21 protein-coding genes and 1 tRNA gene are annotated in these 23,929 nt (G+C 65.6%); 6 read left to right on the forward strand and 16 right to left on the reverse strand.

The genetic code is table 11. The annotated features are described in order from the left end of the window. Positions 1-660: 660 nt before the first annotated feature. The 3 genes from H4O10_RS15810 to sucC form a co-directional block, all read right to left on the reverse strand. A complete protein-coding gene (locus H4O10_RS15810; RefSeq protein ID WP_033833113.1) occupies positions 661-2,295 on the reverse strand; it encodes an NAD+ synthase in 1,635 nt (544 codons plus the stop codon). A 231-nt stretch (positions 2,296-2,526) separates the two neighbouring features. Then, positions 2,527-3,402, reverse strand: coding sequence for a succinate--CoA ligase subunit alpha (sucD, locus tag H4O10_RS15815; RefSeq protein WP_005410793.1), 876 nt, complete (start codon positions 3,400-3,402; stop codon positions 2,527-2,529). Between the two features lie 21 nt (positions 3,403-3,423). Then, on the reverse strand, positions 3,424-4,593 hold the full coding sequence (gene sucC, locus H4O10_RS15820) for an ADP-forming succinate--CoA ligase subunit beta (protein ID WP_049452343.1): 1,170 nt from the start codon (positions 4,591-4,593) through the stop codon (positions 3,424-3,426). Between the two features lie 357 nt (positions 4,594-4,950). Between sucC and H4O10_RS15825 the strand changes: the two genes are divergently transcribed. Together H4O10_RS15825 and H4O10_RS15830 are read left to right on the forward strand one after the other, a co-directional pair. Beyond that, complete coding sequence (locus H4O10_RS15825; protein ID WP_005410794.1) at positions 4,951-6,564, forward strand: ATP-binding protein; 1,614 nt, start codon at positions 4,951-4,953, stop codon at positions 6,562-6,564. A 60-nt stretch (positions 6,565-6,624) separates the two neighbouring features. Then, positions 6,625-7,998 (forward strand): sigma-54 dependent transcriptional regulator, encoded by a 1,374-nt coding sequence (locus H4O10_RS15830; protein ID WP_049452342.1) that lies wholly within the window; start codon positions 6,625-6,627, stop codon positions 7,996-7,998. 126 nt (positions 7,999-8,124) lie between these two features. On the opposite strand, the gene pilB is transcribed toward H4O10_RS15830, so the two are convergent. The 3 genes from pilB to H4O10_RS15845 all read right to left on the reverse strand — a co-directional run bounded on the left by pilB (position 8,125) and on the right by H4O10_RS15845 (position 11,079). Further along, entirely contained in the window at positions 8,125-9,858 is a 1,734-nt protein-coding gene (gene pilB / locus H4O10_RS15835) for a type IV-A pilus assembly ATPase PilB (RefSeq protein ID WP_005410796.1), read from the reverse strand. Between the two features lie 223 nt (positions 9,859-10,081). Next, entirely contained in the window at positions 10,082-10,489 is a 408-nt protein-coding gene (locus H4O10_RS15840) for a pilin (protein WP_024956772.1), read from the reverse strand. A gap of 152 nt (positions 10,490-10,641) precedes the next feature. Beyond that, the gene (locus H4O10_RS15845; RefSeq protein ID WP_024956771.1) at positions 10,642-11,079 is read right to left on the reverse strand and encodes a pilin; all 438 of its coding nucleotides are present in this window, start codon (positions 11,077-11,079) and stop codon (positions 10,642-10,644) included. Positions 11,080-11,431: 352 nt separating this feature from the next. Between H4O10_RS15845 and H4O10_RS15850 the strand changes: the two genes are divergently transcribed. Genes H4O10_RS15850 through coaE form a run of 3 tightly spaced genes read left to right on the forward strand, consistent with a single transcriptional unit; the run spans position 11,432 to position 14,185 of the window. Further along, a complete protein-coding gene (locus H4O10_RS15850; RefSeq protein ID WP_049452341.1) occupies positions 11,432-12,691 on the forward strand; it encodes a type II secretion system F family protein in 1,260 nt (419 codons plus the stop codon). A 7-nt stretch (positions 12,692-12,698) separates the two neighbouring features. Beyond that, entirely contained in the window at positions 12,699-13,562 is an 864-nt protein-coding gene (locus tag H4O10_RS15855) for an A24 family peptidase (RefSeq protein ID WP_005410800.1), read from the forward strand. A gap of 11 nt (positions 13,563-13,573) precedes the next feature. Next, on the forward strand, positions 13,574-14,185 hold the full coding sequence (coaE, locus tag H4O10_RS15860; protein ID WP_049452340.1) for a dephospho-CoA kinase: 612 nt from the start codon (positions 13,574-13,576) through the stop codon (positions 14,183-14,185). 125 nt (positions 14,186-14,310) lie between these two features. On the opposite strand, the gene H4O10_RS15865 is transcribed toward coaE, so the two are convergent. From H4O10_RS15865 to rimK, 6 genes are all read right to left on the reverse strand, one after another. Then, positions 14,311-14,697: a hypothetical protein gene (locus tag H4O10_RS15865; RefSeq protein WP_049452339.1), complete on the reverse strand. Its 387-nt coding sequence runs from the start codon at positions 14,695-14,697 to the stop codon at positions 14,311-14,313. 494 nt (positions 14,698-15,191) lie between these two features. Further along, complete coding sequence (locus H4O10_RS15870; protein WP_005410803.1) at positions 15,192-16,520, reverse strand: HAMP domain-containing sensor histidine kinase; 1,329 nt, start codon at positions 16,518-16,520, stop codon at positions 15,192-15,194. Positions 16,521-16,524: 4 nt separating this feature from the next. Beyond that, complete coding sequence (locus tag H4O10_RS15875; protein ID WP_005410804.1) at positions 16,525-17,202, reverse strand: response regulator transcription factor; 678 nt, start codon at positions 17,200-17,202, stop codon at positions 16,525-16,527. An 8-nt stretch (positions 17,203-17,210) separates the two neighbouring features. Further along, the gene (locus tag H4O10_RS15880; protein ID WP_005410805.1) at positions 17,211-17,681 is read right to left on the reverse strand and encodes a hypothetical protein; all 471 of its coding nucleotides are present in this window, start codon (positions 17,679-17,681) and stop codon (positions 17,211-17,213) included. Between the two features lie 89 nt (positions 17,682-17,770). After that, positions 17,771-18,247: a hypothetical protein gene (locus tag H4O10_RS15885; RefSeq protein WP_033833115.1), complete on the reverse strand. Its 477-nt coding sequence runs from the start codon at positions 18,245-18,247 to the stop codon at positions 17,771-17,773. Positions 18,248-18,493: 246 nt separating this feature from the next. Next, a complete protein-coding gene (gene rimK / locus H4O10_RS15890) occupies positions 18,494-19,372 on the reverse strand; it encodes a 30S ribosomal protein S6--L-glutamate ligase (RefSeq protein WP_033833116.1) in 879 nt (292 codons plus the stop codon). A 128-nt stretch (positions 19,373-19,500) separates the two neighbouring features. Here rimK and H4O10_RS15895 point away from each other — a divergent pair, with 128 nt between their 5' ends. Further along, positions 19,501-19,938 (forward strand): thioesterase family protein, encoded by a 438-nt coding sequence (locus H4O10_RS15895; protein WP_049431812.1) that lies wholly within the window; start codon positions 19,501-19,503, stop codon positions 19,936-19,938. On the opposite strand, the gene H4O10_RS15900 is transcribed toward H4O10_RS15895, so the two are convergent. From H4O10_RS15900 to H4O10_RS15915, 4 genes are all read right to left on the reverse strand, one after another. After that, positions 19,939-21,093: a hypothetical protein gene (locus tag H4O10_RS15900; RefSeq protein ID WP_049452338.1), complete on the reverse strand. Its 1,155-nt coding sequence runs from the start codon at positions 21,091-21,093 to the stop codon at positions 19,939-19,941. A 74-nt stretch (positions 21,094-21,167) separates the two neighbouring features. Beyond that, positions 21,168-21,572 (reverse strand): DUF805 domain-containing protein, encoded by a 405-nt coding sequence (locus H4O10_RS15905; RefSeq protein ID WP_049452337.1) that lies wholly within the window; start codon positions 21,570-21,572, stop codon positions 21,168-21,170. A gap of 303 nt (positions 21,573-21,875) precedes the next feature. After that, positions 21,876-21,949: transfer RNA gene (locus tag H4O10_RS15910), tRNA-Gly, on the reverse strand. Positions 21,950-22,064: 115 nt separating this feature from the next. Further along, entirely contained in the window at positions 22,065-23,900 is a 1,836-nt protein-coding gene (locus H4O10_RS15915) for an autotransporter domain-containing esterase (RefSeq protein WP_049452336.1), read from the reverse strand. Positions 23,901-23,929: the final 29 nt, after the last annotated feature.

Genomic DNA, 23,929 nt, shown 5'->3' on the forward strand with positions numbered 1-23,929 from the left:
CTCCCCGCTTGCCCAGTCTTATCAGTTCGAGCGCCAACTCAACCAACTGTTCGGGCGGTTCAGGGAGAATCCGGCGTGGGGACCCAAGCTACTTCTCGGTCGCAAGACCTGGATCCACACGGTCGCCCACGCCGGGCTCTCGGCACCCAAGGTGCCAGATTGGCAAGAGATAAGATCCACGCCATGCGTGGATGCGCGGGATACGGGTTGCCGGCCAGCGGCCGGCACTACCAAAGGCAGTAGATCCACGCCATGCGTGGATGCGCGGCATACGGGTTGCCGGCCAGCGGCCGGCACTACCGGAGGCAGTAGATCCACGCCATGCGTGGATGCGTGGGATACGGGCTGCCGGCCAGCGGCCGGCACTACCAAAGGCAGTAGATCCGCGCCATGCGTGGATGCGCGGGGTACGGGTTGCCGGCCAGCGGCCGGCACTACCGGAGGCAGCAGATCCACGCCATGCGTGGATGCGCGGCATACGGGTTGCCGGCCAGCGGCCGGCACTACCGGAGGCAGTAGATCCACGCCATGCGTGGATGCGCGGCATACGGATTGCCGGCCAGCGGCCGGCACTACCAAAGGCAGTAGATCCGCGCCATGCGTGGATGCGCGGGATACGGCTTGCCGGCCAGCGGCCGGCACTACCTGCCAACGGCTACCTCAACCCTTGTAGCCGTTGCTGATCGGGTAGCGACGCTCACGACCGAAAGCACGGCGCGACACCTTCGGGCCTGGCGCGGCCTGGTGCCGCTTCCACTCGCTGATGCGCACCAGGCGCAGCACGCGGTCGACCACGGCCGCGTCATAACCGGCGGCAACGATCTCCGTGCGCGACTGCTCCTGGTCGATGTAGCGGTACAGGATGCCGTCCAGCACGTCATAGGCCGGCAGCGAGTCCTGGTCCAGCTGGTTCTCGCGCAGTTCGGCCGACGGCGGGCGGCTGATCACCGCCGGCGGGATCACCGGCGCGCCGCCCACGGTGTTGCGCCACTTGGACAGCCCGAACACCTCGGTCTTGTACAGGTCCTTCAGCGGCGCATAGCCACCGCACATGTCGCCGTAGATGGTGGCGTAACCCACCGCGTACTCGCTCTTGTTGCCGGTGGTCAGCAGCAGGCCACCGAACTTGTTGGCCAGCGCCATCAGGATCACGCCACGGCTGCGCGACTGCAGGTTCTCTTCGGTCACGTCCGGCGCAGTGCCTTCGAACATCGGCGCCAGCGATTCCATCAGGCCCTTGAACGCCGGCTCGATCGAGACCGCTTCCAGCTTCACGCCCAGTGCCTGGCACTGCTCGGCGGCGAGATCGTTGGACATGCCGGCGGTGTAGCGCGACGGCAGGCGCACAGCGGTGACGTTCTCGGCCCCGAGCGCGTCGACCGCCAGCGCCAGTACCAGCGCCGAATCGATGCCACCGGACAGGCCCAGCCAGACCTTCTTGAAACCGTTCTTGCGGCAGTAGTCCTGGATGCCACGGGTCACCGCGCGCCAGGCCAGCGCGTCCATGCTCTCGTCGCCGTCGTCCATCCACACGTTCGGCATGAAGCGGCGTGTTTGGCCGTCGTACTCCACCACCAGCCACTGGTCGACGAAGGCGGCGGCGGCGGGGTGCACCGTGCCGTCACCATCGGCCACCACCGAGGCGCCATCAAACACCAGCGCATCCTGGCCACCGACCACATTGAGATAGGCAATCGCTGCCCCGCTCTCGCGGGTGCGTGCGGCCAGCACCGCATCGCGCTGGGCGTGCTTGCCGCGCTCGTACGGCGAGGCATTGGGTACCACCACCAGCTGCGCGCCGGCGCGCACGGTGTCGGCCAGCGGCTCGGCGAACCACAGGTCCTCGCAGATCAGCAAACCCACCGGAATGCCGTTGACCTCGAAGACGCAGCTGCCGCCGTCCGGATCAACATCGAAGTAGCGGCGTTCGTCGAACACGGCGTAATTGGGCAGCTCACGCTTGCGGTAGGTCTGCTCGACCAGCCCGTCGCGCAGCACGCTGGCGGCGTTGTAGACCACCGCGCCAGCCGCCTGCGGCCAGCCGACCACCGCGGTGATGCCGCGGCAGGCTGCGGCAATGCGCATCATTGCCTGCTCGCACTCGTACAGGAAGCCCGGGCGCAGCAGCAGGTCTTCCGGCGGATAACCGCTCACCGCCAGCTCGGGGAACATCACCAGCTCGGCGCCGTACTCGTCGCGCGCCTGGCCGATCATCTCGATGATGCGCTCGGTGTTGCCGGCGACGTCGCCGACCGGGAAGTCGAACTGCGCCATCGCGATGCGGATCGAAGCCATGGGAATCCAGCCTGTGGTTGCAATGCTGCCATTGTAGCGCTGCGCCATGCGCGCGCCGGGCGCGCTCGCTGCGTGGACAGCCACGGCTCAGTAGATCCACGCCATGCGTGGATGAGCTTGCCGGGATGGCCAGGGCGCCAGACGCAGAAAGGCCGCCCGGAGGCGGCCTTTCTGTTTCAGCAGCCGGCCAGCGGCCGGCCCTACAGCATCGTCTGCCGGAGGCAGTCGATCTTATTTCACCAGCTTGGCGATGGCAGCGCCCAGGTCGCCCGGCGAGCGGACGGTGACAACACCGGCAGCTTCCATGGCGGCGAACTTGCCTTCGGCAGTGCCCTTGCCGCCCGAGGCGATCGCACCGGCGTGGCCCATGCGCTTGCCGGCCGGAGCCGACGCACCGGCGATGAAACCGACGACCGGCTTCTTCACGTGGTTCTTGATGTACTCGGCACCGGCTTCCTCGGCGTCGCCGCCGATTTCACCAACCATGATGATGCCTTCGGTCTGCGGGTCTTCGTTGAACAGCTTCAGGCAGTCGACGAAGTTCAGGCCGTTGATCGGGTCACCGCCGATGCCGATGCAGGTGGACTGGCCCAGGCCGACTTCGGTGGTCTGCTTGACCGCTTCATAGGTCAGGGTGCCCGAACGCGACACGATGCCGATCTTGCCCGGCTGGTGGATGTGGCCCGGCATGATGCCGATCTTGCACTCACCCGGGGTGATGACGCCCGGGCAGTTCGGCCCGATCAGCACGGTGTCCGGATGCGAACGGGTCAGCACGTTCTTGACGCGCAGCATGTCCAGCACCGGGATGCCTTCGGTGATGCAGACGATGACCTTGATGCCGGCAGCAGCGGCTTCCAGGATCGCGTCAGCCGCGTACGGCGGCGGCACGTAGATGACCGAGGCGTTGGCGCCGGTGCTCTGCACGGCGTCGGCAACGGTGTTGAAGACCGGCAGGTCGATATGGGTGGTGCCACCCTTGCCCGGGGTCACGCCGCCGACAACCTGGGTGCCGTACTCGATCATCTGAGTGGCGTGGAAGGTGCCCTGCTGGCCGGTGAAGCCCTGCACGATCACCTTGGTGTTCTTGTTGATCAAAACAGACATTGGAATTCCTTGGTGTCGGTATCAGGCGGCGTTGTTGACAGCTTCAACGATCTTCTTGGCGCCATCGTTGATGTTGTCAGCCGGGATGATGGCCATGCCGCTGTCACGCAGCAGCTGCTTGCCTTCTTCCACGTTGGTGCCTTCCAGGCGCACCACGACCGGAACCTTGACGCCCACTTCCTTCACGGCGGCGATGATGCCTTCGGCAATCATGTCGCAGCGGACGATGCCGCCGAAGATGTTGACGAAGATGCCTTCGACCTTGTCCGAGGACAGGATCAGCTTGAAGGCTTCGATGACGCGCTGCTTGTTGGCACCGCCGCCCACGTCCAGGAAGTTCGCCGGCTCGCCGCCGTTGAGCTTGATGACGTCCATGGTGGCCATGGCCAGGCCGGCGCCGTTCACCATGCAGCCGATGTTGCCGTCCATGGTGACGTAGTTGATGTCCAGTTCCGAAGCGATCACTTCGGTCGGATCTTCCTGGGTCTTGTCGCGCATGGCGACCAGGGCCTTCTGGCGGAACGCGGCGTTGTCGTCGCTGTCGAACTTGCCGTCCAGCGCGTACAGGTTGCCGTCGTCCAGGATGGCCAGCGGGTTGATTTCAACCAGGGCCAGGTCCTTTTCGTTGAACAGGCGGTACAGGTTCACCATGATGCTGGCGAACTGGCCGGCCTGCTTGGCGGTCAGGCCCAGCTTGAAGCCGAAATCGCGGCCGTGGTAACCCTGCACGCCTTCGACGAAGTCGACGTTCAGCGAGTGGATCAGCTCCGGGGTTTCAGCAGCGACCTGCTCGATCTCCACGCCGCCTTCCGAAGAGGCGATGTAGGTGATGGTCTTGGTGCCACGGTCGACCAGCACCGACAGGTACAGTTCCTTGACGATCTCGCCGGCGGTGGTCACCAGCACCAGGTTGACCGGCAGTTCAACGCCAGCGGTCTGGTAGGTGGCCATCTTGGTGCCGAGCATCTTGGCCGCAGCGGCCTTCACGTCGTCGGTGGTCTTGCAGAACTTGACGCCGCCAGCCTTGCCGCGGCCGCCAGCGTGGATCTGCGCCTTGACCATCCAGGGGCCCTGGCCCAGGGAGTTGGCAGCGGCAACCGCTTCGTCCGGGGTCGCAGCGACCTTGCCGGCCGGGACCGGGATGCCGTACTCGGCAAGCAGTTGTTTTGACTGGTATTCGTGGAAATTCATGCGTCACCGTGGGAATAGGAACGACCGCACGCAATTCCTCAGGGCCCCGGCGGGGCGCCGGCATGGACCGCGGCGGGCCCACTATTGTGGCCGAGCCGGCGCCGGGGCGCAAAGAAGTCTGTACAAAACGCCAGACGCGGGCAGATTTCCACCGTCATTCAGGCAGTTGCACCCGGGCCGGGGCTGGCCACCGGTGTCCGCAACGGGCCAAATGCGCGATCCGGACCACTTCGGCGGCGCCCGGCCGGGGGCCCTATACTGCCCTTCGCAAACGCGACGTGCCGGCCCGACTTCAGGGGACGCCGGACAGGCCCGCCGCAGAATCCAGACCCAGGCAGCCAGAAGGGGAGTTCCGGCGTGTCACCCAGTGCTTCATTGATTGACCGCATCGAATCGATTCCGCGGCGTGAACTGTATTTCTTCGCGCTGTACCGGGTGCTGATCGCTACGGTCATTGCCGCCCTGCTCTACAGCCCGTTGTCGGCCATGGTCGGCGAAGCCCACCACCCGCGGCTGGCCGATGTCGTTGCGGTCATCTACCTGGCCCTGGCGCTGCTGGCCCTGGTGGTCGGCCGCAACGAACGCTGGCTACGCCCGATCGTGGTCAGTGGCGTGCTGGTGGATATCGTGGCCGCCACCCTGCTGTCGCACGCCCTGCCCGGCGCCAGCGCCGGTATCTCGATGTCGCTGCTGTTCAACATCGCCGCCGCCGCCACTCTGCTGCCGCTCAGCCTGGGGCTGGGCCTGGCGCTGGCCGCCAGCCTGGCCACCGGCGTCGAGTACACCTGGAAGCTGCTGGAAGGCGGCGACCCCACCCGCACCCTCGCCGAACTGGCGATGTTCGCTACCAGCTACCTGGCACTGGCCTTCATCAGCTACCAGGTGGGCAACCGCGCCCGCCGCAACCAGCAGCTGGCCAACCAGCGCGGCGACGAAGTGGCCAACCTGTTCCAGATCAACGAACTGATCATCCGCCGCATGCGCACCGGCGTGCTGGTGGTGGACGCCGACAACCGCATCACCCTGGCCAACGAAGCTGCCTCGATGCTGCTGGGCGACAACGACGGCAACGGCGAAAGCGGACGCCTGGACCTGGCCAGTGCCGCACCGGAACTGGCGCGCCGGCTGCAGCGCTGGCGCAATGGCTGGGCACAGGACGAACTGCCGCTGCAGCTCAACCCCGACCAGCCGGAAGTGCAGCCACGCTTTGCCCGCCTGCTGGCCGGCAGCGACCTTGCGCTGGTGTTCCTGGACGATTCCAGCGTGGTCTCGCGCCGCGCCGAATCGCTCACCCTTTCCGCCATGGGCCGCTTCTCGGCCAGCCTGGCCCACGAGATCCGCAATCCGCTGGCGGCGATCAACTATGCCGTGCAGCTGCTCGAGGAAGGCACCGGCTTCAACGAGAGCGACCGCCGCCTGCTGCAGATCATCCGCCAGCAGTGCCAGCGCACCAACGGCATCGTCGAGAGCGTGCTGGGCCTGGCACGGCGCGAACGCGCCACGCCGGAGAACGTGGACCTGGTCGCCTTCGTGCGCCGCTTCGTGCTGGAGTACAAGCAGGGCCAGACCCTGGAGACCGACAGCATCGAACCGATCATCAGCGACACATCGGTGATGGCCCAGGTCGACGCCAAGCATCTCTACCAGGTGCTGACCGTGCTGGTGCACAACGCACTGAAGTACGGCCGCATCGGCCAGCAGCCTGCACGGGTGCGGTTGCGCGTGGCCCAGCACGAACGCAGCGCGGTGATCGACGTGATGGACCGTGGCCCGGGTATCCCGGAGAGCGTGGCCGCGCAGCTGTTCCGGCCCTTCTTCACCACGTCCGAGCATGGCACGGGACTGGGCCTGTACATCGCGCGCGAGCTGTGCAGGGCCAACCAGGCCCGCCTGGACTACATCGCGGTGCCGGCCGGTGGCTCCTGCTTCCGCCTGGTGCTGCCCGGTCCACATACGCTGCTGCCGAGCTGATCCCCATTATGTGCGTCAAACATTTGTCGCTTCCAGCCCCCTCGTTTATCTTTCACGCCCATGAATGAAACCCGCAGCGCCCTCGTCGTCGACGACGAACGCGACATCCGCGAACTGCTGGTGCTGACCCTCGGCCGCATGGGGCTGCGCATCAGTACCGCCGCCAACCTGGCCGAGGCACGTGAGCTGCTGGCCAGCAATCCGTACGACCTGTGCATCACCGACATGCGCCTGCCCGATGGCAACGGCATCGAGCTGGTCAGCGAGATTGCCCAGCACTACCCGCGCACGCCGGTGGCGATGATCACCGCATTCGGCAGCATGGATCTCGCCGTGGAGGCGCTGAAGGCCGGTGCGTTCGATTTCGTCAGCAAGCCGGTGGACATCTCGGTGCTGCGCGGACTGGTCAAGCACGCGCTGGAACTCAACAACGCCGAGCGCCCCGCACCGGGCCCCAACGCCGAACAGGGCGGACGCCTGCTGGGCCACTCGCAGGCCATGGATGTGCTGCGCACCACCATCGGCAAGGTCGCGCGCAGCCAGGCGCCGGTCTACATCCTCGGCGAGTCGGGCGTCGGCAAGGAGCTGGTTGCACGCACCATCCATGCCCAGGGCGCGCGCGCGGCCGGCCCGTTCGTGCCGGTCAACTGCGGCGCCATTCCCGGCGAGCTGATGGAGAGCGAATTCTTCGGCCACCGCAAGGGCAGTTTCAGCGGCGCACACGCTGACAAGCCTGGCCTGTTCCAGGCTGCGCACGGCGGCACCCTGTTCCTGGACGAAGTGGCTGAACTGCCGCTGCAGATGCAGGTGAAGCTGCTGCGCGCGATCCAGGAAAAGTCGGTGCGCGCGGTGGGCGCGGCCACCGAGGAGCCGGTGGATGTCCGCATCCTCTCGGCCACCCATAAGGACCTGGCCGAGCTGGTCGAGGACGGGCGCTTCCGCCACGACCTGTACTACCGCATCAACGTGATCGAACTGAAGGTGCCGCCACTGCGCGAACGCCGCCAGGACCTGCCCGAACTGGCCGCCGCCGTGCTGGCCCGCCTGGCCCGCAGCCACGGCCGCGCCACCCCGCTGCTGGCGCCCTCGGCGCTGGAAGCCCTGGCGCAGTACGCGTTCCCGGGCAATGTGCGCGAGCTGGAGAACATCCTGGAACGTGCGCTGGCCCTGGCCGAGGAAGACTGCATCGGCGCCGATGACCTGCGCCTGCCACAGCACGCGCCGCGTGCTCCCGGCAGTGCGGCGCCCGCCGAAGCGGTGGCCGACCTGCAGCCGGGCAGCGCTGCCCTGCCCTCCTACATCGAGCAGCTCGAGCGCAGCGCCATCCAGCGTGCGCTGGAAGAGAACCGCTGGAACAAGACCCGTACCGCCGCGCAGCTGGGCATCACCTTCCGTGCGCTGCGCTACAAGCTGAAGAAGCTGGGGATGGAGTAAACCCGGGGGCCGGATCCCTTTCCAAAGGAAAGGGCTCTGACCCGGCGCGTACGACCGAACTGGTAGTGCCGGCCGCTGGCCGGCAACCCCATGCATCGCGTCATCCACGCATGGCGTGGATCTACCTCAATCCTTGGTGACGCGGTTGATCTCGGCCAAGCTGGTAATGCCCGCCGCCGCCTTCTTCAATGCCGACTGGCGCAGGTCATTCACCCCGATCTGCTGCGCCGCCTCGGCAATCTGCAGCGCATTGCCACCGGCCAGCACGATGGTGGCGATCTCATCGGTCATCGGCATGACCTGGTAGACGCCGGTCCGGCCCTTGTAGCCCTCGGTGCATTCGTCGCAGCCCACGGCCTCGTACAGCTCGATGCCCGCATCCAGCTGCGCCTGGGTGAAGCCTTCGGCCAGCAGCGCATGTTCGGGCAGGCTGGACGGTCGCTTGCAGTTGCCGCACAGGCGACGCGCCAGGCGCTGGGCGATCACCAGCGTCACCGAGCTGGTGATGTTGTAGGGCGCGATACCCATGTTCATCAGGCGCGCGATGGTCTGCGGCGCATCGTTGGTATGCAGCGTGGACAGCACCATGTGGCCGGTCTGCGCGGCCTTGATCGCGATCTCCGCCGTTTCCAGGTCGCGGATTTCGCCGACCATGATGATGTCGGGGTCCTGTCGCAGGAACGAGCGCAACGCCGCGGCGAAGGTCATGCCGCGCTTGTTGTTCTGCTGTACCTGGTTGACGCCGGGCAGGCGGATTTCCACCGGGTCTTCGGCGGTGGAGATGTTGCGCGTCTCGTCATTGAGGATGCCCAGCGCGGTATACAGCGACACCGTCTTGCCCGAACCGGTCGGGCCGGTCACCAGCACCATGCCGTACGGCTTGTGGATGGCATCCAGGAACAGCTTCTGCTGGTCCGGCTCGTAACCCAGCTTGTCGATGCCCAGCTTGGCCGCGCTGCCATCGAGGATACGCAGCACCACCTTCTCGCCGAACAGGGTCGGCAGCGTGCTGACGCGGAAGTCGATCTGCTTGGTCTTGGACAGGTTGAGCTTGATGCGGCCGTCCTGCGGGACGCGCTTCTCGGCGATGTCCAGCTGTGCCATCACCTTCAGGCGCGCGGCAATGCGCTGGTTCAGCTTCACCGGCGCGCGCGCCACCATCTTCAGCAGGCCGTCGATGCGCAGGCGCACGCGGTAATCGTCTTCGTAGGGCTCGAAGTGGATGTCCGAGGCGCCCTTGCGGATCGCATCGACCAGCACCTTGTTGACGAACTTCACCACCGGGGTGTCGTCACCCTTGGCGTCGATGCCGGAATCGCTGCCGGTGGCGCCGAGATCCTCGTCGCCGGCCGCCACGTCCAGGTTGCCCATGCCATCGTCATCGCCACCCAGGGCGTCGCCGAGAGTGTCATGGCTGGCGTGCCACTGTTCCAGCGTGCGCCGGATCTGGTCCTCGTCGACCAGGATCGGCTCGACCACCAGATTGGTGTGGAACTTGATCTCGTCCAGCGAGTGGGTCGGGTTGCTGGTGCCGACGAACAGCTTGCCACCGCGCTTGAAAAGCGGCAGCACGTTGTGCTTGCGCAGCAGCTCCTCGCTGACCAGGCTCATCGCGTTCTGGCTGGCGTCGAAGGTGGACACGTCGAACAGCGGCATGCCGAACTCGACCGCGTTGGCGGCGGCCAGCTGCGAGGCATTGACCAGCTTGTTCTGCGCGAACCAGGTCGGCAGTGGCTGGCGCGCGGCGGCGGCCTTGGCCATGGCGTCGCGGGCGGTGGCCTCGTCCAGGGCCCCGTCCTGCACCAGGCGACGGGCCAGGCCGGTGATGCCGACAAGATTGGCGGTGGTGACAGCGTTCATATGAATCCTTGGCTCATGGGGTCATGCCATGCCGTGCGTCTTGCACGGACACCGCACGGGGCAGCAGAACCCGCCGCGACCCAATGGCCATCGGCATCGCCAATCCATGAGCAACACTGCCTTGCCCGGCACTCCCGGCCCGGCAGGCACGATCCTGACTCCCCCGGGGATGATAGCCCCGTCAAGGGGCAGCCAGCATCCCATCGGATGCGCTGAAGTGTGATCAGCAGCCGGTCGGGCGATAGCGCGCTTCGAACGCGCTGCCATCGCAGCTCCAGATGCCCTCGGCGGAGCGGCGCAGGATCAGGTCCTTGCCGTCCAGCGCGCTGTGTCCCTTCAAGGTGCAGCTGATATGGCCGACGCCGGAATCGCTGAGTTCGGCTTCGACGTTGGAGCAGTGGGCGTTCTGGGCGCCACCGATGAACTCGGGGGTGATCAGACTGGCCGGACGGTTCTCGTTGACGAGGATTTCCACCTTGGTCTTTCCCGGCGTGATATCCGCAAGTGCCGCCGCCAACTGGGTGCGCACGACGTATGGCTGAAATGCCACAGCCGCAATCGCCGCAAGGATGGCGATGATGGCCACCACGATCATCAGTTCGATGAGCGTGAAGCCCTTCTGCGTGTTCATGACTCCCCCTGTTTAATCCAGCAATCCCCATTGCTGCGTGCTGACTGAATTTTGTATCTCGGTCAGCACAAGGCCCGCCGAAGCGGGCCCTGTGTCAACTCTGATGACAGCTACAGGAGCAGAAAATTCCTATGCCTGTCACGTCAAGAGTATTAGGTACCAGTGCAGCCCTTCGGACGGAACTTTTCCGCCACACTGGTGGTAACACAGGCGAAGCCACCAGCAGTGGTGATAGCGCCCGTAGCGGCATTTACAGTAGAGTCGGTGTAGGTCAAGGCAATGGTGGACTCGCTACCAATACGGCCCGGATCACGGATGGTGCAGGTCATGCCATCACCGTCCACTGCGATCAATGAGCAGCTACCCGTCGAAGTGCCCTGGAAACCGGCGCTATTCGGATTCGGATCACGGCCCGCGCTCTTCTCCATCTCGAACTGGGTCTTGTGCGAGGCCAGGTCGGCCAGCGCAGCGGTGACCTTCGACTTCGAGGTGTAGTCCTGGTAGGCCGGCAGCGCGATGGCGGCCAGGATGGCGATGATCGCGACGACGATCATCAGTTCGATAAGGGTGAAGCCCTTCTGGTTCTTCATTGGTACATCCCCAAGATAGTGGTGGTTGAGTTCAGTGCACGGGATCGGACCGGGCTGTGCCGGTTGAGCGGGCCCCATGCCCTGCGGGTGGATCAACGCAGGTTGCGTGCCAACCCCGGCACGCCTCCCCCTGGATTTCCCCGCGCCCATGATGGCAGCAATTTCGCGGATGGGAACCCCCCGCATCCGAATCTGCGATGGACGCGGCAATGTGACGCAGTGCGTCACCTTTGGTCGGCACCCGGCACGAAATCGCACGCTGGGCCGCCTGCCAACTGCCCATCCGGCCTTGAACCCGCTACCATCGATGGCTAGTTACCCGCCTGGGGATGGCGGGTCTTGGGGAGCCAACATGTCTGTCAGTCGCAGTGCGATCAAGAAAGAGCCGGTGGCGCGTGCCACCATGGAGCTGCAGCCGTTTGTCTGGGAGGGGACCGACAAGCGGGGCGTGAAGATGAAGGGCGAGCAGCTGGCCAAGAACGCCAACCTGCTGCGCGCCGAGCTGCGCCGCCAAGGCATCAACCCGGGCCAGGTCAAGCCGAAGTCGAAGCCGCTGTTCGGCGCTGCCGGCAGCCCGGTCAAGCCCAAGGACATCGCCTTCTTCAGCCGGCAGATGGCCACGATGATGAAATCCGGCGTGCCGATCGTGTCGGCGCTGGACATCATCGCCAGCGGGCACAAGAACCCGCGGATGAAGAAGCTGGTCGACACCATCCGCACCGACATCGAGGGCGGTTCCTCGATGTACGAAGCAGTCAGCAAGCACCCGGTGCAGTTCGACGAGCTGTACCGCAACCTGGTGCGGGCCGGCGAAGGCGCCGGCGTGCTGGAAACCGTGCTGGACACGGTGGCCACCTACAAGGAAAACATCGAAGCGCTGAAGGGCAAGATCAAGAAAGCGCTGTTCTACCCGATCATGGTGGTCGTGGTGGCCATGCTGGTCAGCGGCATCATGCTGGTGTTCGTGGTGCCGCAGTTCGAGGACGTGTTCAAGAGCTTCGGCGCCGAGCTGCCCGCCTTCACCCAGCTGGTGGTGAACCTCTCAAGATTCATGGTGTCGTGGTGGTGGCTGATGCTGCTGGTCGCGATCGGTACAGCGGTCGCTCTGGTCATGTCCTACAAGCGCTCGCCGAAGATGCAGCATGCAATGGACCGGTTCGTGCTGAAGGTGCCGGTGATCGGGCAGATCATGCACAACAGTGCCATCGCCCGCTTCTCGCGCACCACCGCGGTGACCTTCAAGGCCGGCGTGCCGCTGGTGGAGGCGTTGGGCATCGTGGCCGGCGCCACCGGCAATACCGTGTACGAAGAGGCGGTGCTGCGCATGCGCGACGACGTCTCGGTGGGTTACCCGGTGAACATGTCGATGAAGCAGACCAACCTGTTCCCGCACATGGTCATCCAGATGACCGGCATCGGCGAAGAGGCCGGTGCGCTGGACGCCATGCTGTTCAAGGTGGCCGAGTACTATGAGCAGGAGGTCAACAATTCGGTGGATGCCCTGAGCAGCCTGCTGGAGCCGATGATCATGGTGTTCATTGGTACCATTGTGGGCGGCATGGTGATTGCCATGTACCTTCCCATCTTCAAACTCGGCGCCGTCGTCGGATAACACATACATGGCTTTTCTCGACCAGCATCCTGGCCTCGGCTACCCCGCCGCGGCCGCCTTCGGACTGCTGCTGGGCAGTTTCCTGAACGTCGTCATCCTGCGCCTGCCCAAGCGGCTGGAATGGCAGTGGAAGCGCGATGCGCGCGAAGTCCTGGAGGAACCGGACTTCTATGAGCCGCCCCCACCGGGGATCGTGGTCGAGCCGTCGCACTGCCCGCACTGCAAGCACAAGCTGAGCTGGTACGAGAACATCCCGCTGTTCAGCTGGATCATCCAGGGCGGCAAGTGCCGCCACTGCAAGGCGCCGATCTCGCTGCAGTACCCGCTGGTGGAGGCGCTGACCTCACTGCTTGTGGTGGCCTGCGTCTGGCAGTTCGGCTTCGGCTGGCAGGGTTTCGGCGCCATCGTGCTGACCTGCTTCCTGATCGCGCTGTCCGGCATCGACCTGCGCACCCAGCTGCTGCCGGACCAGCTCACCCTGCCGCTGATGTGGCTGGGGCTGATAGGCAGCATCGACAACCTCTACATGCCGGCCAAGCCCGCCCTGGTGGGCGCGGCGGTGGGCTATCTGTCGCTGTGGACGGTCTGGTGGCTGTTCAAGCAGCTGACCGGCAAGGAGGGCATGGGCCACGGCGACTTCAAACTGCTGGCAGCGCTGGGCGCCTGGTGCGGGCTGAAGGGCATCCTGCCGATCATCCTGCTGTCGTCGGTGCTGGGCGCCATCATCGGCTCGATCTGGCTATACAGCCGGGGCCGTGACCGCGCCACGCCGATTCCGTTCGGCCCTTACCTGGCCATTGCCGGCTGGTTGTACTTCATGTGGGGTGCGCCGCTGGTGGAGCAGTACATGGTGATGAGCGGGCTGCGCTGAGGGGAGTCCCCATGAGCCGCTATGTGGTTGGCCTGACCGGTGGCATCGCCTCGGGCAAGAGTGAAGTGACCCGGCGCTTCGAAGCGCTGGGCATCGTGGTGGCCGATGCCGACCTGGCCGCCCGGGCCGTGGTGGCTGCCGACAGCCCGGCGCTGGCCCGCATTGCCGAGCGTTTCGGCGCCGACATGCTGCTGGCCGACGGCAACCTGGACCGGGCCCGCCTGCGCGCCCACGTCTTTGCCGATCCGGCCGAGCGGACGGCGCTGGAAGCCATCACCCACCCGGCCATCCGCCTGCTGATGCAACAGCAGTGCGAGCAGGCTGAGAGCCCCTATGCGATTGCGGCCATTCCGCTGCTGACCGAGGTGGGCGGGCGGAAGGCTTACCCTTGGTTGGACCGGGTATTGCTGGTGGATGCACCGGAAGCCGTGCAGCATGCCCGGCTGATGCAGCGCGATGGCATTGATGCTGCGCTGGCCGACCGGATGATTGCTGCGCAGGCCAGCCGTGCGCAGCGCTTGGCACTGGCCGATGACGTAGTGGTCAATGATGGGCAGCCGGAGGACCTGCAGGTGCAGGTGGAACAGCTGCATGCGCGGTATCTGGGCTTGGCCGGGGCTTGAGGCCTGGTTGCCGGCCAGCGGCCGGCACTACCGAAGCGCATCCATGCGTGGCGTAGATCTACTGGCCGATTCGATTGCCGGCCAGCGGCCGGCACTACCAAAGCGCATCCATGTGTGGCGTGGATCTACTCCAGCTGCTGGCGGGCGTAGCGGGCCAGTTCGCGGGCGCCCAACAGCAGGCCGTCGACCACATCGGGATTGAGCTGCTGGCGGGCGCCACCCTGCTCCCGCGCGATTTCGGCAGCGTGCAGCAGCTGGATCAGGGTATTCAGGCCGGCAAGCGTGCGGCTGAGACCAGCCATCGTGGCGGCCTGCGCCGGGCTGCCCCCCTGCACATCCAGCCGCTGGCCGTCGGCGGCGTCGCCGCCATCCATGCGCGCCAGCAGGGCGGGCAGCAGGTCCCTGGGGTCATCCAGCAGAACTTCGACCCGCTCGGCGACGTCGGCAGGCAGCAGGTGGGCGGCATCGCCGATCAGGGCGTGCAACTGGGGGAACAGCGGGCGGGTGGACATGATGAAGCTCCTCGCAGACGGCAGGCCACCTGCAGATGCAAGGTGGCGGACGGTGCGGGTTGGCGTACCGGAGACCCAACAACTCAAAAGCGAAGGAAAAAGACTCCAGCGGATTCTGGCGAATCCCCACGCACCGTCCGCCAAAGCGAGGGCAGACGATGCATTTTCCATGATGAGCTAGAGCACATCCGGAGCTTTTGATTTGTTGGTTTTTTTCAGGACGCCAATCCCGGCCAAGGCACCTGCCCCGGCCAGGTCATCAGGCCATCGCCGCGCACGGCAATCTGTAAGGAAATTCCCAAGTGCGGCGCGGGCTTGCCAATGCGTGCGTTGGAACACGCGCGGGGCGCGGCAGCGATCACGGTGGTGTCGTGTCGGGCCTGTGATGCGATGTTCGCGTGCGGGAGATTCAGTGGCACAAGCGACACAGGGCGTGATGCAAGGTCGGCAGGGTCCGTGCCGACCAAGGTCGGCACCCACCAAAGCAGGGCCGCTTACAACGGCTTCGGCGAGAACGTCAGGGTGGCGATCACGCCACGCTCGCCACCGGGGCGCACGCTCACCTGCCAGCCGTACAGGTCGCACAGACGGCTGACGATCGACAGGCCGATGCCGCCGCCCTGCGAATGACCAGCGTGCGTGCCGCGGTAGCCACGCTGGAACAGCTTGGCCGCGTCTTCCTCGCTCAGGCCCGGGCCGCTGTCGGTCACCGACACCGAATTGGCGCCCACGAAGACGCGTACTTCGCCATCCTGCGAGTACTTCACCGCGTTGCCGATCAGGTTGCCCAGCGCCACCGACAGCGCCGCCTCGGGTGCATCGATCACCAGGTTGCGCTCGCCTTCCAGCAGCAGCTCCAGCGGCTTGCCACCCAGCTGCGCGCGGTGCGCATCCAGCAGCTGCTCGGCCACGCGGGCCACGTTGCTGGTGCCCTGCCCGCGCTCGTTGCGCGACAGCAGCAGCAGTGCGCCGATCAGGTCGCTGCACTGCTGCTCGGCACGCTGGATACGCTGCAGGCGCTGCAGCACCTTCTCGTCCAGGCCGGGCCGGGTCAGCAGCAGCTCGGTGGCACCGCGGATCACTGCCAGCGGCGTGCGCAGTTCATGGCTGACGTCTGCATTGAACTCGCGATCGCGCTGCACCACTTCGGTCAGCCGCGAGGAATAGTCGTCCAGCGCCTGTGCCAGCTGCCCCACCTCGTCATCGGGAAAGCGCGGCGCCAGGGGCTCGGGCTCACTGGTACCGCCGCGGTACGCACGCAGCCGCGCGGCCAGGTCCGACACCGGCTTCATCACCTTCGACGCCGACCACCAGCCCAGCACCAGCGACAGCACGCTGAACACCAGCACCGACAACACCAGCGCGCGGTTGAGCTGCTTGCCGCCGCGCACGCTGTCGGTCATGTCATAGGCGAGGAAGAACCAGGCGTCGTCGGCCTTGCGTACCGCCAGCTTGTAGGCATACGGCTGCCCCTGCTCGTCGGTGCCACTGAGGTTGTAATTGCCGTTCTGCAGGTCGGCCCACTGCGGCCACGACTCGCGGGCCTTGTCGAACTTGTCAGCCGAGTAGGCGTACGCCCGGATCTGCTGCACGGGCACTGCCGGATTGCGCCCCGGATGCTCGTAGAAGCGCCGCGCATACTCTTCGATGTTGTGGTTGATCACGTCTTCCACCAACTGGTTTTCCACCCGCATGCGGGCCCAGTTGGTGGCGAACGCGAACAGTGTCGTCAGGCAGAAGCCCAACAACACGAACGAGACGATGATGCGGCTGCGCAGGCGCCGCCGGTATGGCGTGCGCCGGCGCTCCCCCTTGGCTGCCACGGAATCAGGCTTCCGGGGTGGCGATGCGGTATCCGATGCCATGGCGGGTCTGGATCAGCGGCACTTCAAACGGCTTGTCGACCACCGCACGCAGGCCATGGATATGCACGCGCAGCGAATCCGAATCGGGCAGTTCCTCGCCCCACACGCGGGTTTCCAGCTCCTGGCGGGTCACCACCGCCGGTGCCGCTTCCATCAGCGCCTGCAGGATCTTCAGCGCGGTCGGGTTGAGCTGCAGCAGCTTGCCCTGGCGGCGCACTTCCAGCGTATCCAGGTTGTATTCCAGGTCGCCGGTTTCCAGCACGCGGGTCTGCACGCCCTTGCCGCGGCGCGACAGGGCGTTCAGACGCACTTCCACTTCCTGCAGCGCGAACGGCTTGATCAGGTAGTCATCGGCACCGGAATCGAAGCCGGCCAGCTTGTTGTCCAGCGAATCGCGGGCCGTCAGCATCAGCACCGGGGTCTGCTTGCGCGCTTCATTGCGCAGCTTGCGGCAGACCTCGATGCCGTCCATGCCTGGCAGGTTGAGATCCAGCACGATCGCGTCGAACTCGTGCACCACGGCCAGATGCAGGCCGGTGACCCCGTCAGCCGCGAAGTCCACCGTATGCCCCCGGTCCTCCAGATAGTCGCCCAGGTTGGCCGCAATGTCGCTGTTGTCTTCGATTACCAGGATTCTCACTGTCACCTCTAATTGACTGTACTGCCGGCGCGCATGACCTGCCTCATGTCCTGCTGTGCCCGTTCCTTCTGCCGAGCGCGCTCGGCAACGGTCATGCACTGCGTCGTGGTCCGGTTGGAACCGATGGGCTTTTCACGTTGGCATATTAGACGACTATCTTCACGCGCCTGTGTCAAAACCGTGTTCACGACCTGCTGATCGTTGAAGACCTGGGTTTGCACCGGTTCAGGCATGGAATCGCGTGCCGGGTACTGCTCCACCGCTGCGCGCATGCGTGCCAGGGCGTCGTTGACGCGGGTGCGCTCGTCCTGCTTGAGTTCCGAATAGGTTTCGCCGTCCTTGAGCTCCACCTCGATACGCGCGATCTGCTGCTGCAGCGGCTGGCCGGGCACGAACACGTCCTTGCCCCTGGATGCCGATGCGGTACTGACCAGGGCGAGTCCTGACAACAGGACGGCCGACATCAAAGCCTGTTTCATGGCAAACAAATCCTTGTCTGTGGCGAATCCCGACTCTATTCGCACCCCCTTCACGCCAGCAAGTGCCAATGGTCGGGGCAGCGGAAGCCCTACCGCGAGCTGGCAGGGTTGAAGTTGTTGAAGGTGCGCTGGTCGTTCAACAGCGCCTTGCCCTTTTCCTCGATCCGGCGGCGCTCGGCCACCGTCAGGCAGCGGCTTTTGGGCATGTTGCTGCCGGTACTGCGCGTGTGCTGGCAGATCTGCCGGCTGTCCTCGTGGGCGCGGGTGAGCAGGGTATTGATCCGCTCCTGGTCGTTGAAGACCTCCCCCTGCACCTGCGGCGGCAGTTCCTGCACGCTCTGGTGGCCGCCCATCCTCGCGGTGATCCGGGCCAGCGCTTCGCGCACGGTGCTGCGGTCATCAGCGGAAATCTCGCTGTAATCGCCATCATCCAGGGCCTTTTCGACCTGGCGCACCTGCTCGGCCACCGGCGACTGCCGGTCCATCTGCACAACGGCTTTCTCCGGCTTGGCCGCAGCAGATCCGGCCAGGCCCAGCAACAACGCGATCATCGTGATGCGGTACATCGCCAGCCTCCGATCCATCCAGGAACGATGGGGGCCACTCTACGGCCGTCACGCCACCTCCACAAGGGACAGCGGGCAGGCATAAAAAAGACCCAGGCGGTGCCCCCGCCTGGGTCTGAAGTTGTATCCCGATACCGATCCTGCTGAGAGGCAGAGCTGCGGTTCGCTGAAGCCTACGCGTGGGCCGATTAAAGGCTTGTTAAAGCCGGCCTCATCCGCCTGTGAGAATCTCAAGGCGCTGAATAATCAGGGTTTTTTAAGCTTCTCGACGTGCTCGATGATGCGCGTGGCCACGTCCACCCCGCACGCAGCCTCGATCCCTTCCAGCCCCGGCGTTGAATTGACCTCCAGCACCAGCGGGCCGCGCTCGGAGCGGATCAGGTCCACCCCGCACACTGACAGTCCCAGCGCCTTGGCCGACCGCACCGCCACCTGCTGCTCGGCACGGCTGGCCTTGGCCGCCACCGCCGTACCCCCGGCATGCAGGTTGGAGCGGAAGTCACCTTCCGGCGCCTGCCGCTGCATCGAGGCAACCACCTGGTCACCGACCACGAAGCAGCGCAGATCGGCGCCCTTGGCCTCGCCGATGAATTCCTGCATCAGGAAATTGGCGTACAACCCGCGCAGGGCCTCGACAATGCCGCGCGAGGCGCTGGCCTTCTCGGTCAGGATCACGCCGCGCCCCTGGGTACCCTCGTTGAGCTTCACCACATGCGGCGGTGGGCCCAGCATGGACAACAGGTCGACGGTGTCGTCGGGGTTGTCGCCGAACACAGTGACCGGCATGTCGATGCCCTTGGCCGCCAGCAGCTGGTGTGCGCGCAGCTTGTCGCGCGAACGCAGGATCGCGTCGGACGGATTCGGGGTGCGTGCACCCATCAGTTCGAACTGGCGCAGCACGGCCGTGCCATAGCGGGTGATCGAGGCACCGATGCGCGGGATGACCATGTCCACGCCGGTCATCGGCCGGCCCTTGTAATGCATCGAAAAGCCATCGGCGGCAATGCGCATGTAGCAGCGCAGCGGATCGAGGATGCGCACGGTGTGGCCGCGCGCGCGCGCCGCCTCGACCAGCCGGCGGGTGGAATACAGGGAACTGTTGCGGGACAGGATGGCGAGCTTCATCGCGGCAGGATCGGGCGGCAGGCGCGCAGCATAGCGCGGGCGTGTGGCGGGCGGATGATGCCCTGCGGCGTGGCTTGCTCAGGCGCAGGCGGCACACTGCGGGGCAGGCCAGACCGCAAGGAAACCCGATGTCGATCACCGTATTCCCGCGCTTCTCCGAAGTGGATGTACTCGGCCACGTCACCAACACCGCCCTGCCCGTCTGGTTCGAGGAAGGCCGCCAGGAGATCTTCCGGCATTTCAGCCGCGAGGCCAGCATGCGCGACCTGGCACTGATCCTGCGCCGCTACGAGATCGACTTCCTGCAGCAGATACAGGCGGGACACGAAGCGCGCATCGAGACCCGGATCGAGAGCATTGGCCGCTCCTCGCTGTCGATCGTGCAACAGGCGTTGCAGTTCGAGGCCCTGGTAGCCAGCGGGCGCTGCGTGATGGTTCATTTCGACTACACGGCCAACGCCTCGCGCGAGATCGATGCGGAGCAGCGCCAGGCGTTGTCGGGGCTGTTCACCGAGGAATATGCACAGTCGCTGCGGGAAACGAGCGCGCGCGCCGCCGAGGCCTGATCAGCGCGAGGGAAGGCGCAGCCTGAAGCGCCCATCACGGGCGCGCAGCGCCAACCCGGTTTCACGCCATTCCACAGGCAGCTCCAAGGCTGTGTGGCGCGTGGGGTTTCGATGGACGGCATCGAACTCCCAGCGTTCCTCATAGGCTTCGCACTGGAGTGTGCCGTCATCGTCAGCATCGATCACATTGATCCAGGCCACGCTCCGGGCCTTGCCGAAGCCGCCCATCGCATGACGGGCAAAGGCTTGCCAACGACCCTGCCAGCAGACAAGCCACACGCCCTCGATGGGTCGCAGGTTCTCATCAAGCACACTGCCGGCCACCACCAGGCAGCGTCCCGACGGGCTCGCGATCACCGTCTCCAGATCACAGGCGTGGCGACCACTGGAGGCGTCGTCAAGGTAAAGGGCATACGGGCAGATGCACGCGAACAGCGCCGGATGCGCGGTCACGCGCAGATCCTCGGGAAGCAGCGGGACCGCGCGCAGCACCCGGGCATCAGGCAGGACGTGCCTCAGCTCCCGCGGCACTCCGGCGGCCAGCGCCGGATGTCCCTGCTCCAGCCATAGGCCCCGGCAGGGATGCAGCTGGGTCATGCCGCCGGGCTGGCTGCGCAGCCACGCCTCCGCACCGGCGTCCCCATCGGACTGCTGGCGCTCGCTCAGCTGCTGCCGGAACAGGCCGGGAGCAGCCGCAAGCACCTGCACCGTCTTTTGGCGCTCGTCGTAGACGATCACTGCTTCGCATCGATCAACATACCCGCTGGCCAGGCGCAGCGCGCCTCCCGGCAGGTCCTGCCATTCACCACTGGCATCACGACTGCCTCCAGTGGATACGCCTTCGACGATGGCGCCATCGCGCAGCATCTGCGTGCTGTACGCCGGTCCGCCCATGCCCAGCTCGCCCCAATCCAACAGCACATCATGTGCGGGCGGCCGTTCGGCAAAGGGCTTCATCGATCGCGAGTGCAGGCGTGAGCCGCCCACCGCATCGCCGACCAGATCGATGCGCTGCAGCGCGCCCCCCAGCGCAAGGCACACGGCAAGGCCGACAATCACTCCCAGAGGCGACCACCAGGCCACACAGACGGCGACCAGGGCCAGGAACGGCAACCACTGGGTGTAGCGCCGCAGGGCGGTTCGATCAAGGGACATGCGGATGAGAGAGGCGCCCCAGCGAACCGTCCACGTCTTCAATGCCGATCCGATCGATTGCGGCCGATGCCGGTTCAAGCATCCTGCGCTCCTGGAACTGCGCCAAATCGATTCTCTTCCTCGCTCCCGGGAAGCAGCATGACTGGAAAGAGGACGAACACCCCCAAGGGAATGAACGCGATCACGGTGTACCAGCCTGACTCGTCGATATCGTGCAATCTCCTCACGGTCAGGGCCAGCATCGGAGGCAGGAAGACGAAGACAGCGCAGACGGTCATGACCCATCCCACCTTCCACAGGATCTCGGACGTTTCCCGATCCAATGACAGGTACCCGACCAGCCAGTAACCGCGATCCATCACGCTGTAGCTCACCGCCATCACGAACCCGGCCAGCAGCGAATACGACCAGAACTCCCGCCGGTCGGATCGCCCGGAAAAATCAAAGCATCGCCTGATGGGCACAAGTGCAGCGATCATTCACGCTCCGGGCAACGGATGATGGGCGTCAACAGCTAACGATCTTTTAGCATTCCCAAGCCAAGCATCAACTGAACCCTGCAGCCTGACCAAGCCCGGAAGGCCACAGCGCTGGGGCAGGGGAATTCCTGTCCTGCAGGCTATGCGCAAGGATGCATTCGGACACGACCGATCCGGCCGAGGGATGTTTGCGAAGCGACGTCCAGCCCTGGCGTTCACCGGGCATCTCGACCGGGATCCATGCGCGGAAAAGCGGGGTTCGGATATCGCGGAGCGTCTGCCTGATACAGACCGCTGGAGACATGGAGCGGGCGATGGGAATCGAACCCACGTCAGTAGCTTGGGAAGCTACAGCTCTACCATTGAGCTACGCCCGCGTTGCGGTGGAAAGTCTATGCGCTGGGCCCCGTGTTGCGCAATGGTGCCCATCGCATCAGGCCGGGGGTCAAAGCCCTCTCGTTGCCGAGAGGGCCGACCCCGCCTGGTTTCTGCTTAGAAGCTGCCGCTGAAGTTGGCGAACAGCGTTGCGTCCTGGGCACGCTTCTGCCCGGCCGATGCACTCAGGCCGAAGTTGCTCTGCAGCCCGAACAGTTCGGTGCGGGCGCCCAGCACGACGGTCGCGTAGTCCTTGTCGAACTTCAGGCCCGGCACACGGTAGCTGCCCAGTTCCGGCAGGGTCTGCAGCCACGCGCTGCCCTGCTTGGTGTCTTCGAACTCATGGTCGTAGGTCAGCTGCGCGTACGGCTTGAGGGTGCCGCCATCGAAGCGGGCCTGCCAACCGATCCGACCAACGGTCGAATCAACGTTCTGGCGGTCGTAGCCCAGCGCGGTGGCCAGGGTGCCGGCCGCAGCGCTTTCGGTGTAACCATCGATCTTCACCTTCTGCCAGATCACCGAAGCGATCGGGCCGTGGCGGAAGCCGCCTTCGGTGCCGAACTCGTAACCGGCGTTCAGGGCGGCGGTCAGGTTGCTGCCGTCCGGCGAACCACCGTGCTCGCGGGTGGCCGGGCCGAGCTGGACCTTGCGGTTCACGTCATACGACAGCCAGGTGTAGCTGACCTGGCCGTTCACCCAGATGCGATCGCCGTACCAGCCGGCGAACAGACCGGCGGTGGTGTCCTTCTGGGTGAAATCGCCACGGCTGTTGCCGAAGTCGGCGTTGAGGCGGCCGAAGCCGGCGAAGCCGCCGACCACCATGCCGTCGCGCGCCCAGTCGATGCCGAACAGGCCGGCCGGCGCCAGGCCGTCGTACAGATCCGCGTGGTCGTAGCGCTGCAGGTCACCGCGGACGCCGCCCCACCAGGACAGGCCGTCGGCCGGACGACCGCCCAGGTGCATGCTGACCTGATCGGCACGCGAACGACCGATGGTCTGTGCCGAGTGGCTCAGCAACTGCTGCAGGCGCGGGGCTTCCAGCACCGAGACCGCGTACTGGCCCAGCAGCTGGTGGCCCGCCGTGGTCGGATGCACGCCATCGGCGAACAGATAGGTGTTGGCCGCATCCGGGCTGACGTAGCTGGTCGGATTGCAGGTCAGGATGCTCTGAGTCGAATTGGCCGGATCGATCTTGCAGGCGGTGCTGGTGACGTTGGTGAAGCCGTACATGGCCGGATTGGCGGCGACTTCGCCCAGCACGGTGAAGGTATCGAGCGGGATGAACTCGATGCCGGCCTGCTTCAGGCCACCATAAAGAGCCTTGTTGTAGCCGGCTGACAGCGCGGTGGCGGTGGCCGCGTTCGGGCCGCGGAAGGCCGGAGTCAGGCCGACGTTCGGCAGGTTCGGCACCAGCACGTACTGCGCACCGGCCTGCTTCAGCGCACCCACCAGAGCGATCTGGTCGGTGACGGCGGCGCCGATGATGGCCTGTGCCTGCGCCGGTGCAGCTGCGGCGGCGAACAGGTCATTGGCGCCGCCCCACACCGTGTACAGGACATTGCCGTCAGCCTTGCCGCCGTTGGCGGCCAGATAACGGGCCGCCTGCGACTTCAGCGAGGGGATAGTCCCCATTGCGCTCGGCACGTCCACGCCAACGCGGGCACCACCGACCGCGTAATTGTCACCGTTCTGGCCGTTACCATTGGCGGCGCCATTGAGGCCATAGTAGTTGGCGACCTGCTGCGACCACACCCAGCCCGGGTTGGTGGTGAACTGGCCGGTCACCGGACGCACATCGGCCGGCAGCAGCGGGCGGAAATAGCCGGCATCGGTCAGGCTGTCGCCGAAGAACACGGCCTTGGAATACGGGGATTCGCCTGCCATGGCCGGAAGCGCGGCCAGCGCGATCGCGGCCGCCATCAGGGTGCGGATCGGGCGTTTGCTGAGCAGCATGAAAAAACTCCTGTGGGGATATCGTTGAG

Source organism: Stenotrophomonas sp. I18B00994, assembly GCF_014145825.1.
Lineage (GTDB): Bacteria > Pseudomonadota > Gammaproteobacteria > Xanthomonadales > Xanthomonadaceae > Stenotrophomonas > Stenotrophomonas maltophilia.

Coding starts and splice junctions, on each gene's coding strand:
- H4O10_RS15810 (WP_033833113.1), bottom strand. CDS start 2,295: ATGGCTTCGATCCGCATCGCGATGGCGCAGTTCGACTTCCCGGTCGGC.
- sucD (WP_005410793.1), bottom strand. CDS start 3,402: ATGTCTGTTTTGATCAACAAGAACACCAAGGTGATCGTGCAGGGCTTC.
- sucC (WP_049452343.1), bottom strand. CDS start 4,593: ATGAATTTCCACGAATACCAGTCAAAACAACTGCTTGCCGAGTACGGC.
- H4O10_RS15830 (WP_049452342.1), top strand. CDS start 6,625: ATGAATGAAACCCGCAGCGCCCTCGTCGTCGACGACGAACGCGACATC.
- pilB (WP_005410796.1), bottom strand. CDS start 9,858: ATGAACGCTGTCACCACCGCCAATCTTGTCGGCATCACCGGCCTGGCC.
- H4O10_RS15840 (WP_024956772.1), bottom strand. CDS start 10,489: ATGAACACGCAGAAGGGCTTCACGCTCATCGAACTGATGATCGTGGTG.
- H4O10_RS15845 (WP_024956771.1), bottom strand. CDS start 11,079: ATGAAGAACCAGAAGGGCTTCACCCTTATCGAACTGATGATCGTCGTC.
- H4O10_RS15850 (WP_049452341.1), top strand. CDS start 11,432: ATGTCTGTCAGTCGCAGTGCGATCAAGAAAGAGCCGGTGGCGCGTGCC.
- H4O10_RS15855 (WP_005410800.1), top strand. CDS start 12,699: ATGGCTTTTCTCGACCAGCATCCTGGCCTCGGCTACCCCGCCGCGGCC.
- coaE (WP_049452340.1), top strand. CDS start 13,574: ATGAGCCGCTATGTGGTTGGCCTGACCGGTGGCATCGCCTCGGGCAAG.
- H4O10_RS15865 (WP_049452339.1), bottom strand. CDS start 14,697: ATGTCCACCCGCCCGCTGTTCCCCCAGTTGCACGCCCTGATCGGCGAT.
- H4O10_RS15880 (WP_005410805.1), bottom strand. CDS start 17,681: ATGAAACAGGCTTTGATGTCGGCCGTCCTGTTGTCAGGACTCGCCCTG.
- H4O10_RS15885 (WP_033833115.1), bottom strand. CDS start 18,247: ATGTACCGCATCACGATGATCGCGTTGTTGCTGGGCCTGGCCGGATCT.
- rimK (WP_033833116.1), bottom strand. CDS start 19,372: ATGAAGCTCGCCATCCTGTCCCGCAACAGTTCCCTGTATTCCACCCGC.
- H4O10_RS15895 (WP_049431812.1), top strand. CDS start 19,501: ATGTCGATCACCGTATTCCCGCGCTTCTCCGAAGTGGATGTACTCGGC.
- H4O10_RS15900 (WP_049452338.1), bottom strand. CDS start 21,093: ATGTCCCTTGATCGAACCGCCCTGCGGCGCTACACCCAGTGGTTGCCG.
- H4O10_RS15905 (WP_049452337.1), bottom strand. CDS start 21,572: ATGATCGCTGCACTTGTGCCCATCAGGCGATGCTTTGATTTTTCCGGG.
- H4O10_RS15915 (WP_049452336.1), bottom strand. CDS start 23,900: ATGCTGCTCAGCAAACGCCCGATCCGCACCCTGATGGCGGCCGCGATC.